This is a genomic window from Amycolatopsis sp. NPDC004625 (assembly GCF_040609695.1).
GTDB lineage: Bacteria > Actinomycetota > Actinomycetes > Mycobacteriales > Pseudonocardiaceae > Amycolatopsis.
On sequence record NZ_JBEXKX010000022.1, the window covers coordinates 129024 to 148285 of the forward strand.

Sequence of the window (19262 nt, forward strand, 5' to 3'; positions counted from 1 at the left end):
ACGGGTCCGGCGGACAACGCAGGAGAGTTGACGGCACATGGCGAACGAGGACAAGCTCCGCGACTACCTGAAGCTGGCCACGGCGGACCTGCGCCAGGCCAAGCAGCGGTTGCGGGACTTCGAGGCGCGGGAGACCGAGCCGATCGCGATCGTCGGCATGGGCTGCCGCTTCCCGGGCGGTATCGAGACGCCGGAAGCGTTGTGGCGCCTGGTTTCCGAGGGTGGCGACGTCATCGGGGAGCTGCCCGGCAACCGGAACTGGCCGTCCCGCTACGACCCGGACCCGTCGCGGCCCGGCACGTTCTCCATGCGCGGCGGCGCGTTCCTGCACGACGCGGACCGCTTCGACGCCGCCTTCTTCGGCATCTCCCCGCGTGAGGCGCTGGCCATGGACCCGCAGCAGCGGCTGCTGCTGGAGACGTCGTGGGAGGCCCTCGAACGCGGCGGCATCGACCCGCGGACGCTGCGGGCGAGCCGCACCGGCGTGTTCGTCGGGGCCATGCAGCAGAACTACGCGCCGAGTTCGCACGAGGTGCCCGAGTCCGTCGAGGGGCACCTGCTCACCGGCACGATCACCAGCGTCGCCTCCGGCCGGATCGCCTACGTCCTCGGCCTGGAAGGGCCGGCGGTCACCGTCGACACCGCGTGCTCGTCGTCGCTGGTCGCGCTGCACTGGGCGGTGCAGTCGCTGCGCCGCGACGAGTGTTCGCTGGCGCTGGCCGGCGGCGTGACGGTGATGGCGACGCCGGGCATCCTGATCGAGCTCAGCCGGCAGCGGGCCCTCTCGCCGGACGGCCGGTGCAAGCCGTTCTCCGCGGACGCCGACGGCTTCGGCGCCGCCGAAGGTGCCGGAATGCTGGTCCTGGAACGGTTGTCCGACGCCCAGCGCCACGGGCACCCGGTGCTCGCGGTCGTGCGCGGCTCGGCGGTCAACTCCGACGGCGCGTCCACCGGCCTCAGCGCGCCGAACGGGCCGTCGCAGGAGCGGGTCATCCTCGACGCCCTCGCCAACGCCCGGGTGGCGGCGAGCCAGGTCGACCTGATGGAGGCGCACGGCACCGGAACGCCGCTCGGCGACCCGATCGAGGCCCAGGCGCTGCTGGAGACCTACGGCCGCGGCCGGTCGCCGGAGCAGCCGCTGTGGCTCGGTTCGGTGAAGTCGAACATCGGGCACACGCAGGCCGCGGCCGGCGTGGCCGGGGTGATGAAGGCCGTGCTGGCGCTGCAGCACGAAACGCTGCCCGCGTCGAAGCACGCCGAACGTCCGACGTCCGAAGTGGACTGGTCGGCGGGCACCCTGCGGTTGCTGGACCGGGAAGCCCAGTGGCCCGAACGCGACCACCCGCGGCGCGCGGCCGTCTCGTCGTTCGGGATCAGCGGCACCAACGCGCACGCCGTTCTCGAAGCCGCGCCGCCCGCCGGACCTTCGGAGCCTGCTCCGGTCCCCGCGGTCGTCCCGTGGGTCCTGTCGGGACGCACGGCGGAGGCCCTGCGCGCGCAGGCGGCTCGCCTATCCGATGTGGACGATCCCGGCCTGCCCGAGGTGGGCCACTCGCTGGCCGTGACGCGGGCCCGGTTCGAACACCGGGCCGTCGTCGTCGGCCACGATCGGGCCGAACTGCGGCGCGGGCTCGCCGCCGTCGCCGCGGGCGCGCCGGACGACGCGGTGGTGTCCGGGGTGGCCGGGAAACCGGGCAAGGTCGCGCTGGTGTTTCCCGGCCAGGGTTCGCAGTGGGCCGGGATGGCGCTGGAGCTGGCGGAGTCGTCGCCGGTCTTCGCGGCGCGGCTGGACGAGTGCGCGGCCGCGCTCGCATCCTGGGTGGACTGGTCGTTGCGAGAGGTGCTGGCTGACGCGGACGCGTTGCAGCGCGTCGACGTGGTGCAGCCCGCCTTGTTCGCCGTCATGGTGTCGCTGGCCGAGTTGTGGCGGTCGTACGGCGTGGTGCCGGACGCCGTGCTGGGGCACTCGCAGGGCGAGATCGCGGCCGCCGTCGTCGCGGGTGCTTTGTCCCTTGAGGACGGTGCTCGCGTAGTTTCCCTGCGCAGTAAGGCGATTCTCGCGTTGGCCGGACGCGGTGGCATGGTCTCGGTGGCGGCACCCCTGGCGGACGTCGAGGCGCGGCTGACCGGCGGACTCTCGATCGCGGCGGTGAACGGCCCGGCCGCGGTGGTGGTCTCGGGCGACCCGGGTGCCCTCGACGCGCTCGTCGCGTCCTGCGAGGCCGACGGTGTCCGCGCCAAGCGGATCCCGGTGGATTACGCGTCGCACTCCGCGCAGGTCGAGGAGATCCGCGACGAACTCCTGGACGTGCTCGCCCCGATCACCCCGCAAACCGCCGGGACGGCCTTCTTCTCCACCGTCACCGGCGACTGGGCCGACGGCGCCGAGCTGGACGCCGAGTACTGGTACACCAACCTCCGCAGCACCGTGCTGCTCGACGACGCCGTGCGGGCGCTGACCGAACGCGGCTTCGGCACGTTCGTCGAAGCCTCCCCCCATCCGGTCCTGACGATGGCCATCGGCGAAACGGCGACCGCGCTCGGCACCCTGCGCCGCGGCGACGGCGGCCTCGCCCGGTTCCAGCGGGCCCTGGCCGAGGCGCACTGCACCGGCGTCCCGGTCGACTGGACCCCGGCCTTCCCCGGCGCGGCCCGCGTGGACCTGCCCACCTACGCCTTTCAGCGGGAAAGCTTCTGGCTGCGCACCGAACGCGAAGCTCCCGCCGACGCCGGCTTCTGGGACCTCGTGGACCGCGACGACCTCCCGGGCGCCCTCGGCGTCGCCGCCGACGCGCCCCTGGACGAGGTCCTCCCGGCGCTGGCCCAGTGGCGCCGCCGCCGAACCCAGGAGTCCACTGTGGACTCCTGGCGGTACGGGATCTCCTGGAAGGCGGCGGAGCGGCCCGCGGCCACGCCGTCCGGGCGCTGGCTGGTCGTCCGCCCCGAAGGCGGCCGCGGCCAGGACGTCGTGGACACCCTCGCCCGCACCGCCGACGTCGTCACCCTCACCCTGACCGAACCCGATCGCGCGGCGCTGGCCGAGCGCCTCACCGGGCCGTTCGACGGCGTGCTGTCGCTGCTGGCCGCCGACGAACGCCCCCACCCGGAGTTCCCGGCGAGCCCGGCCGGGCTGATCCTGACCCTCGTCCTGGCCCAGGCGCTGGGCGACGCCGGGGTCACCGCGCCGCTGTGGGTGCTGACCCGCGGCGCGGTCCGCACCGGGCCCGCCGACGACCTGCCCGGCCTCGAGCAGTCGCTGCTCTGGGGCCTCGGCCGCGTCCTCGCCCTGGAACACCCCGGTCGCTGGGGCGGGTTGGTCGACCTCACGCCGGACCCCGGCCCGGCCGAACTCGACCGGCTGGCCCGGGTCCTCGCCGCCCCCGGCGACGAGGACCAGCTCGCCGTCCGGCCGGGCGGCCTCCGCGTCCGGCGGCTGCACCCCGCCGCCCGCGGCGGCCGGCCGCGGACCTGGCGGCCCGAGGGCACGATCCTCGTCACCGGCGGCACCGGCGCGCTCGGCACGCACGTCGCCCGCTGGCTCGCCGCGGAAGGCGCCCCGCACCTCGTGCTGACCGGCCGTCGCGGCCCGGACGCGCCGGGAGCGCGTGAACTGGCCGCCGAGCTGGAGGCGCTCGGCACCCGCGTCACCCTCGCCCGCTGCGACGTCGCCGACCGCGCCGCGCTCGCCGCGCTGCTGGCGGACACCGGCGAGCCGGTCCGCTCGGTCTTCCACGCCGCGGGCACGGTCGAGCTGCTGCCGGTGCGCGAGACGACCGTGGCGGGGTTCGCCGAGGTCGTCCGGGCGAAGGTCGCCGGTGCCCGGCACCTCGACGAGCTGCTCGGCGACGACCTCGACGCCTTCGTGCTGTTCTCCTCGATCGCCGGGGTGTGGGGCAGTGGCGACCACGCGGCCTACTCCGCCGCCAACACCTTCCTCGACACCCTCGCCGAGCAGCGCCGGGCCCGGGGCGCGACGGCGACGTCGATCGCCTGGGGCGTCTGGGCGCCGACGGAGATCGCGGGCCGGGGCGGGATGTCCGAGGGCGTCGACTCCGGTCAGCTCGCTCGCCGCGGGCTGCCGCTGATGGACCCGGCCACGGCGATCGCCGCGCTGCACGAGACCCTCGGCCACGACGAGCCGTTCGTGGTGCTCGCCGACGTCGACTGGGCCCGGTTCCTGCCGGTGTTCACCGCCGGCCGCGCCCGGCCGCTGTTCGACGACCTGCCGCAAGTCCGGCCGGAAGCCTCGTCGCCGGGCCCCGGGGCGACCCCGCTGGCCCAGCAGCTCGCCGGGCTGTCCGGCGACGACGCCGACCGGCTGCTGCTGGACCTGGTCCGCGCCCAGGCTGCCGCGGTGCTCGGGCACACCGGCAGCACCGCTGTCGATCCGGACCGGCCGTTCACCGACCTCGGCTTCGACTCGCTGACCGCGCTGGACGTGCGCAACCGGATCGCCGCCGCGACCGGCGTGCGGCTGCCCGCGACGCTCGTCTTCGACCACCCGACCCCGCGGCGGCTGGCCGCGCACCTGCGGGACGCCGTCCTCGGCACCCGCACCGGGCCGGCCGTGGTGACGCGGGCGGCGGACGCCGACGACCCGATCGCCATCATCGGCATGGGCTGCCGCTACCCCGGCGGGGTGCGGTCCGCGGACGACCTGTGGACCCTGGTCACCGAAGGCCGCGACGCCATCTCGGGGTTCCCCACCGACCGCGGCTGGGACCTCGCGAAGCTGTTCGGCTCGGGCGAGCAGGGGACCTCGACGGTCCGGGAAGGCGGCTTCCTGCACGACGTCGCCGATTTCGACGCCGGGTTCTTCGGCATCTCGCCGCGCGAGGCGCTGGCGATGGACCCGCAGCAGCGGCTCCTGCTGGAGATCTCGTGGGAGGCGATCGAGCACGCCGGGATCGACCCGGCCACCCTGCGCGGCGAGCCCGCGGGTGTCTTCGTCGGCGCGAACTACCAGGATTACCACGCCCGGATGCGGGAGATCCCCGACGGCCTCGAAGGGCACCTGCTCACCGGCAGCGTGTCGAGCGTCCTGTCCGGCCGGATCGCCTACACGCTCGGGCTGGAAGGCCCCGCCGTCACCATCGACGCCGCCTGTTCGTCGTCGCTGGTCGCGCTGCACCTGGCCGCGCAGGCCCTGCGCCGCGGGGAATGCTCGCTGGCCCTCGCGGGTGGCGTGGCGGTGATGGTGACGCCGTCGTCGCTCACCGCCTTCAGCCGGCAGCGCGGGCTGGCCGCCGACGGGCGCTGCAAGGCGTTCGGGGCCGGGGCCGACGGCATGGGCATGGCCGAGGGCGCCGGCCTGGTGCTGGTCGAGCGGCTGTCCGACGCCCGGCGGCTCGGGCACCCGGTGCTCGCCGTGCTGCGCGGCAGCGCGCTCAACCAAGACGGCGCGTCCAACGGCCTCAGCGCGCCGAGCGGCCCGGCCCAGCAGCGCGTCATCCGCGCGGCACTCGCCGACGCCGGTCTGTCCACTTCGGACGTCGACCTGGTCGAAGCGCACGGCACCGGCACCGCGCTGGGCGACCCGATCGAGGCGCAGGCGCTCCTGGCCACCTACGGCCAAGGCCGCGACGAGCCGCTGTGGCTCGGCTCGCTCAAGTCGAACATCGGCCACACCCAGGCGGCGGCCGGGGTGGCCGGGGTGATCAAGACCGTGCAGGCGCTGCGGCACGGGCTGATGCCGCGCACGCTGCACGCCGGCCCGCCGTCGTCCCATGTGGACTGGGACAGCGGGGCGGTGCGGCTGCTCGACGAGCCGCGCGGCTGGGAGCGGCCCCGGCCGCGGCGGGCGGCCATCTCGTCGTTCGGCATCTCCGGTACGAACGCGCACGTCATCCTGGAGCAGGGGGACGCCGGCCCGGCGCCCACGCCCGAGCCCGCGGTGGTGCCGTGGGTGCTGTCGGCGAAGACGCCGGAAGCACTGCAGGCGCAGGCCGCTGCCCTCCAGGAGTGCGAGGACAGCGTGGCGGACATCGCGTTCTCGCTGGCCGGCTCGCGGACCGGCTTCCCGCACCGCGCGGTCGTCACCGGCGACCGGACGGCGTTGGCCACCGGGCTTTCCGCGCTGGCCGAGGGCCTCCCGGCGCCGAACGTGGTCACCGGGACCGTGGCCCCCGGCCGTACTGCGCTCGTGTTCCCCGGGCAGGGTTCGCAGTGGGCCGGGATGGCTCTGGAGCTGGCGGAGACCTCGCCCGCGTTCGCGGCCCGCCTCGACGAATGCGGGTTCGCTCTGGCGGCCTTGGTGGACTGGTCGTTGCGGGACGTCTTGGCCGATGCCGAGGCGCTGGCTCGCGTCGACGTCGTGCAGCCCGCGTTGTGGGCCGTGATGGTGTCGCTGGCCGAGCTGTGGCGGTCCTTCGGCGTGGTGCCGGACGCCGTCGTCGGGCACTCCCAGGGGGAGATCGCCGCCGCGGTCGTGTCCGGCGCACTGTCCCTTGAGGACGGTGCCAGGGTGGTCGCGTTGCGGAGCAGGGCGATCCTGGCGCTGGCCGGTGGCGGCGGGATGGTGTCGGTCGCGGCACCCCTGGCGGACGTCGAGGCCCGGCTGGCCGACGGGCTCTCGATCGCCGCGGTGAACGGCCCGGCCGCCGTTGTCGTCTCCGGCGAACCCGCCGCGCTGGACGCGCTGGTCGCCGCGTGCGAGGCGGACGGCGTGCGCGCCAAGCGGATCCCCGTCGACTACGCGTCCCACTCGGCGCAGGTCGAGCAGCTGCACGCGGAACTCCTCGAAGTGCTGGCCCCGATCCGGCCGCGGACCGGCGAGATCGCGTTCTTCTCGACCGTCACCGGCACCTGGCTCGACGGCGCCGAGCTGGACGCGCGGTACTGGTACACCAACCTCCGCGAAACCGTCCGGCTCGACATCGCGGTCGGCACCCTCGCGGCGGAAGGGTTCGCCACGTTCGTCGAAGCCTCGCCGCACCCCGTGCTGACCACGGCGATCGGCGAGACCGAAGGTGCCGAGGCGCTCGGTTCGCTGCGCCGTGACGACGGCGGGTACGAGCGGTTCCTCCGGTCGCTCGGCGAGGCGCACGTCCGCGGGGTCGCGGTGGACTGGACGCCCGCGTTCCCCGGCGCCCACCGCGTCGAACTGCCCACCTACGCCTTCCAGCGCCGTCGCTACTGGCTCGACGCGGGCACCGCGGCCGCCGACCCGGTGGACGCCGCGTTCTGGGCCGCCGTGGACGGCCTCGACCTCGACGCCGTCGCGGGCACCCTCGACATCGCACCCGGCAGCACTCTCGCCGAGGTCCTGCCCGCGCTGACCCGCTGGCGTGACCGGGCGCGCGTAACGTCCGAAGTGGACTCCTGGCGGTACCGCATCGAGTGGAAGCCGGTGGCCACGCCGTCCGCGCCGGAGCTGTCCGGGCGCTGGCTGGTCGTGGTCCCCGAGGGCGGCGACGACGCCGGCGTCCCGGACGCGCTGGCCGCCCACGGCGCCGAGCCGGTCGTGACGTCCGAATTCACCGGCGCCGAAGGGTGCGCCGGAGTCGTGTCGCTGCTCGCACTCGACGAGACCGCCGGAGCCATCGGAAACCTCGCGCTCGCCCAGGCCTTGGTCGACACTCCACTGTGGCTGCTGACCCGCGGCGGTGTCGCCGGGGACGCCGTCTCGCCCGCGCAGGCGATGACGTGGGGTCTCGGCCGGGTGATCGGCCTGGAACTGCCCGGGATCTGGGGCGGGCTGCTCGACCTGCCCGCCGAGCCGGACGCGGCGACCGGGACGGTGCTCGCTGCCGCACTGTCCGGAGTGGACGGCGAAGACCAGCTCGCGATCCGGCCGTCCGGGCTGCTGGCCCGGCGGCTGGTCCGCGCGCCCTTCACCCCGCCGGCGCGGCGGTGGAAGCCGCGCGGCACGGTGCTGATCACCGGCGGTACCGGCGCGCTGGGCGGCCACGTCGCTCGCCGCTTCGCCGCCGACGGCGCCGAGCACCTCGTGCTGACCAGCCGCCGCGGCCCGGACGCCCCGGGCGCGGCCGACCTCGAAGCCGAGTTGTCCGCGCTCGGGGCGCGCGTGACGATCGCCGCCTGCGACGTCGCCGACCGCGACGCCCTCTCCGCGTTGCTGGCGGAGCTGGACGAACCGGTGCGCGCGGTCGTGCACGCGGCCGGGCTCCCGCAGGCCACCCCGGTGCTGGACACGACCCCGGCCGAGTTCGCCCACGTCATCGGCGGCAAGGTCGACGGCGCCCGCAACCTGGACGAGCTCCTCGGCGACGACCTCGACGCCTTCGTGCTGTTCTCCTCGAACGCCGGGGTCTGGGGCAGCGGCGGTCAGGGCGCCTACGCGGCGGGCAACGCCTACCTCGACGCGCTCGCCGAGCAGCGCCGGGCCCGCGGGGCCGCCGCGACCTCGGTCGCCTGGGGTTTCTGGGGCGGCGGGGGCATGGCGGGCGACGTCGAGCTGGAGGACCAGCTGCGCCGCCGCGGCCTGCGCGAGATGGCGCCGGAAGCCGCGGTGGAGGCGCTCTGCCAGGCCCTCGACACGCAGGAAGTCTTCCTGGCCGTCGCCGACGTCGACTGGGCCCGGTTCGCGCCCGGCTTCACGCTGTCCCGGCGGCGTCCGCTGATCGAGGACCTGCCCGAAGTCCGGGCGCTCGCGCAGACCCCCGAAGCGCCGGAGCGGCCCGCGCTGGCCCGGCGGGTCGCGGAGCTGGGGGAGACCGAAGCCCGCCGGATGCTGCTGGACCTCGTGCGCGGCCAGGCCGCGTCGGTGCTGGGACACGACTCCACGACGGCGGTTCCGGCCGGACGCGCGTTCCGCGACCTCGGCTTCGACTCGCTGACCGCGGTCGAGGTGCGCAACCGGATCAACGCCGCAACCGGGCTCACCCTGCCCGCGACGCTGGTGTTCGACCACCCGAACCCGGCCGCGCTCGCCGCGGAACTGCACCGGCTGCTGCTCGGCCGGACCGGAACCGCGGTGGTCACCGCGGCGGCGGCCGTCGACGAGCCGGTCGCGATCGTGGCGATGGGCTGCCGGTTCCCCGGCGGCGTGCGCTCGCCGGAGGACCTCTGGCGGCTGGTCGCCGACGGCGTCGACGCGCTGACGGCGTTCCCCGCCGACCGCGGCTGGGACCTGGCTTCGTTCGGCGACGCGGAATTCGCCCAGGTCGGCGGGTTCGTGGCCGACGCGGCGGAGTTCGACGCGGGCTTCTTCGGCATCTCACCGCGCGAAGCCCTGGCGATGGATCCGCAGCAGCGGGTGCTGCTGGAGACGTCGTGGGAGGTGTTCGAGCGGGCGGGCGTCGACCCGGCGTCGCTGCGCGGCAGCGCGACCGGCGTGTTCGTCGGGGCCAGCAGCTCCGGCTACGGCGCCGACCTCGAATCCGGCTCGGAAGGCTACCTGCTCACCGGCGAGGCACCCAGCGTGCTGTCCGGGCGGCTGTCCTACACCTTCGGGCTGGAGGGCCCGGCCGTCACAGTGGACACCGCGTGCTCGTCGGCGCTGGTCGCGATGCACCTGGCCGCGCAGGCGCTGCGGCAGGGCGAGTGCTCCCTGGCCCTGGCCGGCGGCGTGGCGATCATGGCCAAGCCGATGGCGTTCCTGGAGTTCGCCCGCCAGCGCGGCCTGGCCGCCGACGGCCGCTGCAAGGCGTTCGCCGACGCGGCGGACGGCACCGGCTGGGGCGAAGGCGTCGGCCTGGTGCTGCTGGAGCGGCTTTCGGACGCACAGCGCAACGGCCACACCGTGCTCGCCGTGGTCCGCGGTTCGGCGGTCAACCAGGACGGCGCGTCCAACGGCCTGAGCGCCCCGAACGGTCCCTCGCAGCAGCGGGTGATCCGGGCCGCGCTGGCCACCGCCGGTCTGTCCACTTCGGACGTCGACGCGGTCGAGGCGCACGGCACGGGCACCCGGCTGGGCGACCCGATCGAGGCCCAGGCGCTGCTGGCCACCTACGGCCAGGACCGCGACGAGCCGTTGTGGCTCGGGTCGGTGAAGTCGAACCTGGGCCACACGCAGGCCGCGGCCGGGATGGCCGGCGTGATCAAGACGGTCGAGGCCCTGCGGCACGGCGTCCTCCCGCGCACGCTGCACGTCGATGCGCCGTCGTCCCAGGTGGACTGGTCGGCCGGTGCGATCGAGCTGCTCACGGAGGCCCGTGCGTGGCCGGAGCGCGATCGGCCGCGCCGTGCCGCGGTTTCGGCGTTCGGTGTCAGCGGCACCAACGTCCACACGATCCTCGAACAGGCGCCGGGCGTTCTCCCGCAACCCGAACCCGAGCCGACGGACGCGCTGCTGCCGTTCGTCCTCTCCGCTCACGACGACGCGGCCCTCGACACCCTGATCGCCCGGCTCCCGGACACGAACCCGGTGGACGTCGGCTTCTCGCTGGCCACCAGCCGCGCCCGGCTCGAGCGCCGCGCGGTGCTGCTGGGCGAGGACGTCGTCACCGGTACCGCCGACCCGGACGCCCTGCTCGCGGTGTTGTTCACCGGCCAGGGTGCGCAGCGGGCCGGCATGGGAAGGAAGCTCCACGAGCGGTTCCCGGTCTACGCCTCGGCCTTCGACGAGGTCTGCGCCCACTTTCCGGGCTTGCTGCCCGCTTTCGAGGATGCCGAGCGGCTCGACCGGACCGAGTTCACCCAGCCCGCGTTGTTCGCTCTTGAGGTCGCGCTGTTCCGGTTGGTGGAGTCGTTCGGTGTCCGGCCGGATTTCGTGGCGGGGCATTCGATCGGTGAGATTTCCGCCGCGCACGTGGCCGGGGTGCTGTCCCTTGAGGACGCTTGCCGGCTCGTCGCCGCCCGGGCGGCGCTGATGCAGGCGTTGCCCGTGGGCGGGGCGATGGTCTCGATCGCCGCGGCCGAGTCCGAGATCGTCCTGACCGAGGGTGTCTCCATCGCCGCGGTCAACGGCCCGGACTCGGTGGTGATCTCCGGCGAGGAAGCGGCGGTCCTGGCGATCGCGGCGCAGTTCCCGAAGACCAAGCGCCTGAAGGTCAGCCACGCGTTCCACTCGCCGCTGATGGACCCGATGCTCGACGAGTTCCGTGCGGTCGCCGAGACCCTCGCGTACCACCCGGCGCGGATACCGGTGATCTCGAATGTGAGCGGTGCTCTCGCCGGGCCGTTCACCGCGGACTACTGGGTCCGGCACGTCCGGGAAGCCGTCCGGTTCGCCGACGGCATCGACGCGCTGAAGGCCGCGGGCGTCGGAGTGTTCCTGGAGCTGGGCCCGGACGGCGTGCTCAGCGCAATGGTCGATGGCCTCGCGGTCCCGGCTCTGCGCCGCGACCGCTCTGAAGAGAGAGCGCTGCTCTCGGCGTTGAGCACTGTTCACGTCCACGGCATCGACGTCGACTGGGCCGCGTTCTTCCCCGGCGGCCGCCGGATCGACCTCCCGACCTACCCGTTCCAGCGCGAGCGCTACTGGCCACGCGCCGGAGCGGCCCGCGGCGACCTCGGTGCGGCCGGCGTCGGCGCGCTCGAGCACCCGCTGCTCGGCGCGGCCGTGGACCTGGCGGGCGACGAAGGCACCGTCCTCAGTGGACGCCTGTCGCTGGAGACGCACCCGTGGCTGGCCGGGCACGCGCTGTCCGGCACCGTGCTCGTCCCCGGGACCGCGCTGCTCGAACTCGTGGTGCAGGCCGGTGACCAGGTCGGCTGCGCGATCGTCGACGAGCTGACCTTCGCCGCGCCTTTGGTGCTGCCCAGCCGCGGCCCGGTCACCGTCCAGGTGTCGGCGGGTCCGGCCGATGTCGCGGGACGCCGCCCGATCGCGGTGCACTCGCGGTCCGCCGGCGCCGAGTGGACGCAGCACGCCACCGGCAGCGTCAGCCCCGCGCCCCTGCCCCGGGAAAACGGCACCGCGTGGCCGCCGCCGGGAGCCGAGCCGGTCGACGTCACCGGGCTGTACCCGCGGCTCGCCGCGATGGGCTTCGTCTACGGCGACGCCTTCGGCGGCCTCGGCCGCGTCTGGCGCACCGGCACCGACGTGTACGCCGAGGTGGCGTTGCCCGAGCCGTTCGACGCCGCCGGCTTCGCGGTGCACCCGGCGCTGCTCGACGCCGCCCTGCACCCGCTGGGCCTCGGCATCGTCACCCCGGACGACGGTTCGGCCCGGGTCCCGTTCTCCTTCACCCGCGCGGCCGTCCACGCCACCGGCGCGACCGAGCTGCGGGTCCGGCTGTCACCGGCAGGGGAGAACGCCGTCGCGCTCACCGCGTGGGACACGACCGGCGCGCCCGTGGTGACCGTCGGCTCGCTGCTGCTGCGCGCGGTCGCCGCGCCCGCGGAAACCGTTCCCGACACCCTGTTCGAGCAGGTCTGGACCCCGGTCACAGCCGACCCCTCGGCGGCAGCCTCGGACCTCACCTTCGCCCACGTGACCGGCGACGACGTCCGCGAAACCACCGTCGAAGTCCTGGAACGGCTGCAGTCCTGGCTCGCCGAAGAGCGGCCCGGCCGGCTCGTCTTCGTCACCCGCGGGGCGGCCGACGGCACCCTCGCCGCGGCCGCCGCCGGTGGCTTGGTGCGGTCGGCGCAGTCGGAACACCCGGACCGGTTCCTCCTCGTCGACGTCGACGACGACCCCCGGTCCGCGGCCCTGCTGTCCACTGTGGACGCCTTCGGCGAGCCGCAGCTGGTCCTCCGTGAAGGCGCCGCCACGGCCCCGCGCCTGGTCCGGGCGACCGGAATGCCGCTGACACCGGCCGGCGACTCCTGGCTGCTCGTCACCACCGGCACCGGGACCACCGACGGCCTGGCCCTGGCCGAGGCGGCCGAAGCGCCGCTCGGCGAGGGGGACGTCCGGATCGAGGTGCGCGCGGCCGGGCTGAACTTCCGGGACGTGCTCATCTCCCTCGGCATGTACCCCGACCCGGAAGCGCGCCTCGGCTCCGAAGCGGCGGGCGTGGTCGTCGAAATCGGCTCAGGGGTCAGCGACCTCGCCGTCGGGGACCGCGTGTTCGGCCTGGTCGACGACGCCTTCGCCCCGCGGGCCGGCACGGATGCGCGTCGGCTGGCGCGGATTCCGGCCGGATGGACGTTCGCCGAGGCGGCGACCGTCCCGGTGGCCTTCGTGACCGCCTACTACGGCCTCTTCGACCTCGGCGGGCTCGACGCCGGGCAGTCGGTGCTGGTCCACGCGGCGGCCGGTGGGGTCGGGATGGCCGCGGTGCAGCTGGCCCGCTGGAAGGGCGCCGAGGTGTTCGCGACGGCGAGCGAGGGCAAGCACGCCCTGCTGCGCGAGTTCGGCCTCGACGACGCCCACCTGGCGAGCTCCCGCACCCTGGACTTCCGGGACCGGTTCGGGCCCGTCGACGTCGTCCTCAACTCCCTGACCGGGCCGTTCATCGACGCCTCCCTGGAGCTGCTCGCGCCCGGCGGCCGGTTCGTCGAGCTGGGCAAGACCGACGTCCGCGAGGGCCCGGGCCACCACCCGTTCGACCTCGGCGACCCGGGCCCGGACCGGATCGCGGCCATCCTCGCCGACCTCCTGGCCGCCTTCGCCCGCGGCGAGCTGACGCCGTTGCCGGTGCGCGCCTGGGACCTCGGCCGGGCCGCCGACGCCTTCCGGTTCGTCAGCCAGGCCCGGCACGTCGGCAAGAACGTGCTCACGCTGCCGCGGCCGGAGCCGGTGGGCACCGTGCTCGTCACCGGCGGCACCGGCACGCTCGGCGCCACCGTGGCCCGGCACCTGGCCCACCGGCCGGGGGTCCGGCGGCTGGTGCTGGTGAGCCGGCGGGGCCCGGACGCGCCCGGCGCCGCGGAGCTGTGCGCAGAACTGACCGCGCTCGGCGTCGAGGCGACCGTGGTCGCCGGGGACGTGGCCGAGCCCGGGTTCGTGGCGGACGTGCTGCGGGCGATCCCCGCCGGGCAGCCGCTGATCGGGGTGGTGCACGCCGCCGGGATCCTGGACGACGGCGTGCTCGAAGCGCAGACACCGGCCCGGGTGGCCTCGGTGCTTCGCGCCAAAGTGGACGGCGCGTCGGCGCTCGACAGGCTGACCCGGGACCACGACCTGGCCTGGTTCGTCCTGTTCTCCTCGGTCGCCGGGATCGTCGGCGCGGCCGGCCAGAGCGGGTACGCCGCGGCGAACAGCGCGCTGGACGCCCTTGCCGTGCGACGCCGGTCCGAGGGCCTGCCCGCGGTTTCGCTTGCCTGGGGCCAGTGGGCGCTCAGCAGCGCGATGACCGGGCAGCTCGGCGAACGCGACCGCGGCCGCATCGAGCGTTCGGGCATCCGGCCACTGTCCACTGAGGACGCGCTGGCCGCGATGGACGCCGCCGTCGAGCTCGGCCGGCCGGTCGCCGTGCCGCTGCGCCTGGACCTCGCGGCCCTGCGCGAGGTCGCTCCACTGTGGCGCGGGCTGGTGCGCACTCCGGTCCGCCGGGCCGCGGCCGCCACCGTCGTCGACGACGGCTGGGCCGGCCTGGACGCCGAAGAAGCCCGGCGCCGGTTGCTGGACCTGGTCCGCAAGCACGTCGCGGCGGTGCTGGGGCACGCGGGCCCGGACGCCGTCGACCCCGCGAAAGCGTTCAAGGACACCGGTTTCGACTCGCTGACCTCGGTGGAGCTGCGCAACCGGCTCGCCACCGCGCTCGGCCGCCCGCTGCCCGCGACGCTCGTCTTCGACTACCCGAACCCCGAGGTCCTGGCCCGGTTCCTGCACGGCGAATTCGCCGCCACGGCGGCGGTTCCGGCGGTGCGCAGCTCCTCGGACGACCCGATCGCGATCGTCGCGATGAGCTGCCGCTACCCGGGTGACGTCGATTCGCCGGACGCGCTGTGGCGGCTGGTCGCCGAGGGCCGCGACGCGATCGGCGGGTTCCCGGCCGACCGCGGCTGGCCGGTCGGCGAGCTGTACCACCCGGACCCGGCGCACCCGGGCACGTTCTACGCCACCGGCGGCGGCTTCCTGCCCGGCGCCGCGCAGTTCGACGCGGCGTTCTTCGGGATCTCGCCGCGCGAGGCGCTGGCGATGGACCCGCAACAGCGCCTGCTCCTGGAAGTCTCGTGGGAGGCGTTCGAGCGGGCGGGCATCGACCCGGGCACGCTGCGCGGCAGCAACACCGGCGTGTTCGTCGGCGCCGCCCACTCGGGCTACGCGGCGGGCGTGACGGCGGGCGTCGAGGGGCACCTGCTCACCGGCAACGCGGGCAGCGTGCTGTCCGGGCGGATCGCCTACCACCTCGGCCTGGAGGGGTCCGCGGTCACCGTGGACACGGCGTGTTCGTCGTCGCTGGTCGCGCTGCACCTGGCCGGCCAGGCCCTCCGCCACGGCGAGTGCGACCTGGCCCTGGCCGGCGGGGTCGCGGTCCTCGGCACCCCGGACATCTTCGTCGAGTTCAGCCGTCAGCGCGGCCTGTCCGCGGACGGCCGCTGCAAGGCATTCTCGGACGCCGCCGACGGCACGGGCTGGAGCGAGGGCGCCGGAATGGTCGTCCTGGAACGGCTTTCCGATGCGCGGCGCAACGGCCACGAGATCCTGGCCCTGCTGCGCGGATCGGCGGTCAACTCCGACGGCGCGTCGAACGGCCTGACGGCGCCGAACGGTCCCTCGCAGCAGCGGGTGATCCGGGCGGCACTGGCGAGCGCCGGCCTGCGACCGTCCGATGTGGACGCCGTCGAGGCCCACGGCACCGGCACGACGCTGGGCGACCCGATCGAGGCCCAGGCGGTGCTGGCGACCTACGGCCAGGAGCGTTCGGCGCCGCTGTGGCTGGGATCGCTGAAGTCGAACCTCGGCCACACCCAGTCGGCGGCGGGCGTGGCCGGGGTGATCAAGATGGTGCTGGCGATGCGCCACGGCGTGCTGCCGAAGACGTTGCACGTCGACGCGCCATCGTCCCGGGTGGACTGGACGGCGGGCGCGGTCGAGCTGCTGACGGAGCAGCGCCCGTGGCCTTCGGTGGGCAGGCCGCGGCGCGCGGGGGTGTCGGCGTTCGGGATTTCGGGCACCAACGCGCACGCGATTCTGGAGCTGCCGGTGGAAGCGGCGCCGGTGCCGGTGGCGACGCCGGAGCTGCCGGTGGTGGCTTGGGCGCTGTCGGCGAAGGGTGAGCCGGCGTTGCGAGCCCAGGCCCGCAAGCTCTTGGGGGTGTTGTCGCCCGAGGACGGGCCGGGCGAGGCAGGCGAACCTGCGGCCGTCGCCGGGGCGCTTCTCGCCACCCGTGCGCAGTTCGAAGATCGTGCCGTCGTGCTCGGCGCCGACCGGGCGGACCTCCTCGCCGGGCTGCACTCGCTGGCCGCCGGGGAATCCGCGGCCGGCCTCGTCCGCGGGACCGCGGTCTCCGGCCGGCTCGCCGTCCTCTTCACCGGCCAGGGCGCGCAACGGCCCGGCATGGGCCGCGAGCTGTACGACCGGTTCCCCGCCTACGCCGCGGCGTTCGACCGGATCTGCGCCGAGTTCACCGTGCCCGTCCGCGATGTCGTCTTCGGCGACGCCCCGGGCCTGGACGAGACCGGCTTCACCCAGCCCGCGCTGTTCGCCGTCGAGGTCGCGCTGTACCGGCTGTTCGAGTCGTGGGGTGTCCGGCCGTCGTTCGTCGCCGGGCACTCGATCGGGGAACTCGCCGCCGCGCACGTCGCCGGCGTGTTCTCACTGGAGGACGCCTGCCTGCTCGTGTCCGCACGGGCCGCGCTCATGCAGGCACTGCCGAAGGGCGGCGCGATGGTGTCGATCGCGGCCCCCGAGGCCGAGGTCCGGCTCCGCCTCGGCGACCGCGTCTCGATCGCCGCGGTCAACGGCCCGGCGTCGGTCGTCGTCTCCGGCGACGAACCCGATGTCCTGGCCGTCGCCGCGGAGTTCGCCGGCCGGGGCGTGCGGACCAAGCGGCTCAGCGTCAGCCACGCCTTCCACTCACCGCACCTCGACCCGATGCTCGACGAGTTCCGCGCGGCCGCCGACAAGGTCACCTACCACCCGGCCGAGATAGCGGTGATCTCGAATGTGAGCGGTGCTCTCGCCGAGCCGTTCACGGCGGACTACTGGGTGCGGCACGTGCGGGAAGCCGTCCGGTTCGCCGACGGCGTCACGACCCTCGAAGCCGAAGGCGCCCGCTTCTTCCTGGAGCTCGGCCCGGACGGCGTCCTCAGCTCGATGGCCGGCGACAGCCTCTCCGAGGACGCCGTGGTGGTGCCGTCCCTACGGCGCGACCGTCCCGACGGCGAAGCGGCCCTGACGGCGTTGGCGACCCTGTTCGCCAACGGCGCACCGGCCGACCTGGCCACCGTCTTCGGCCCCGCCGGGCGCGTGGACCTGCCCACCTACGCCTTCCAGCACGAGCACTACTGGCTCGAACCGGCGGCCGCCCCGGCGTCGGACACCGCGTTCTGGTCGGCGGTCGAGCGCGAGGACGTCGGCGAGCTGGCCGGCACCCTGGCCGTTGACGAGACCCAGCGGGCGTCCCTGACCGCGTTGCTCCCGGCGTTGTCGTCCTGGCGGCGCCAGCACGCCGAAGAGTCCGTTGTGGACGGATGGCGTTACCGCGTCGAATGGCAACCGGCCCCCGAAACCGCGGCCACACCGTCGGGGCACTGGCTGCTGGCCGTCCCGGCCGGGGAGGCCAGGCTGGGCGACCAGGTCGAAGCGGCCCTCAGCACGCGCGGAGTGGACGTCACGCGCCTCGACGACCCGACCGCCGACGACCTCGCCGCGGCGGGCCGGACCGCGGACGCGGTCCTGTCGCTGCTGGCGCTCACCCCGGGAACGGGGGCCGTCCCGCCCGGGGTGGCGGCGACGCTCGCCCTGCTGCGGTCCCTTCCGGACACTCCGGTGTGGACAGTCACCCGGGCCGGCGACCCCGTGCAGGCCCAGGTCCGGGGCCTCGGCCGCACCGCGGCCCTCGACCGGCCGCACGCCTGGGGTGGCCTGATCGAGCTGCCCGCGGAGTTCACCGGCCGGATCGGCGACCTCCTCCTCCAAGCCCTGGCCGACCCAGCCGAAGACCAGGTCGCTCTCCGGCCGGACGGCCGGTTCGCCCGGCGGCTCACCCCGGTCACCGGCACTTCGGCCCACCGGCCCTGGCAGCCGCGCGGCACGGTCCTCGTCACCGGCGGCACCGGCGCCCTCGGCGCGCACGTCGCCCGCTGGCTCGCCACCGCCGGGGCCGGCCACGTCGTCCTCACCAGCCGTCGCGGCCGGCACGCACCGGGTGCGGAAGCCCTCGAAGCCGAACTGACCGGCCTCGGCGCCCAGGTGACGATCGCGGCCTGCGACGTCGCCGACCGGGCCGCACTGGCCGCTGTGCTCGACGACATCCGTGGCGGCCTGACCGCCGTCGTCCACACCGCCGGGACCGGCGGCGCGACCCCGCTCGACGACCCCGACCTCGGCCCGTTCGCGGACATCCTGGCCGCCAAGGTCACCGGCGCCGAAAACCTGGACGCCCTGCTCGGCGACACCGAACTCGACGCCTTCGTCCTGTTCTCCTCCATCGCCGGGGTCTGGGGCAGCGGCGGCCAGTCCGCCTACGCCGCCGCCAACGCCCACCTCGACGCGCTCGCCCGCCGCCGCCGGGCCGCGGGCCGGACCGCGACCGCGCTCGCCTGGGGCCCGTGGGCCGGCGGCGGCATGGCCGCCGACCACGACGCCGAGGACTACCTGCGGCGCCGCGGCCTGACCCCGCTGCGGCCCGCCCTCGCCCTCCGCGCGCTCGCCGCCGCGGTCGGGCGCGACGAGACCGCGGTGACCGTGGCCGACGTCGACTGGGCGCGGTTCGCGCCCGCCTTCACCTCCGCCCGCCCGAGCGCCCTGCTGCGCGGCGTCCCGGACGCGCAGCAGGAAGCGGAGGTCCCCGAGACCGACCTGCGGGAGCAGCTCGCCGGACTGTCCGAAGTGGAGGCCGAACGGGCACTCCTCGGCCTGGTCCGCACCGAAGCCGCGGTCGCGCTGGGGCACCGCGGGACTGACGCCGTCGGCGCCGCCCGGCCGTTCACCGAGCTCGGCTTCGACTCCCTGACCTCGGTGGAGTTCCGCAACCGCCTGGCTTCCGCGGCCGGCGTGGCCCTGCCCGCGACCGTCGTGTTCGACCACCCGACGCCCGCCGCGCTGGCCGCGTACCTCCTCGGCGTCCTGCGCCCGGACGCCGCGGCCGACCCCGAGGAAGCCCGCATCCGGGCGGCTCTGGCCACCGTGCCGCTGGCCCGGTTCCGCGACGCCGGGCTGATGACGGCCCTGCTGGAACTGGCCGGGCTCGACGCGCCGGCCGGCGGCCCCGGCGGCCCCGGCGACGTCGACGACCTGGACGCCGAGGCGCTGGTGCGGCTGGCGCTCGACGGTACCGATTCCCGATGACCCACTCCTG

1 protein-coding gene is annotated in these 19262 nt (G+C 75.2%); it reads left to right on the forward strand.

Going from position 1 to position 19262, the window contains the following annotated elements:
* Positions 1 to 37: 37 nt before the first annotated feature.
* The gene (locus ABZW17_RS25105) at positions 38 to 19252 is read left to right on the forward strand and encodes a type I polyketide synthase (RefSeq protein WP_354818765.1); all 19215 of its coding nucleotides are present in this window, start codon (positions 38 to 40) and stop codon (positions 19250 to 19252) included.
* Positions 19253 to 19262: the final 10 nt, after the last annotated feature.

Bases quoted from the DNA above. Each gene is read 5' to 3' on its own strand.
- ABZW17_RS25105 (WP_354818765.1), top strand. From the start codon at position 38: ATGGCGAACGAGGACAAGCTCCGCGACTACCTGAAGCTGGCCACGGCG.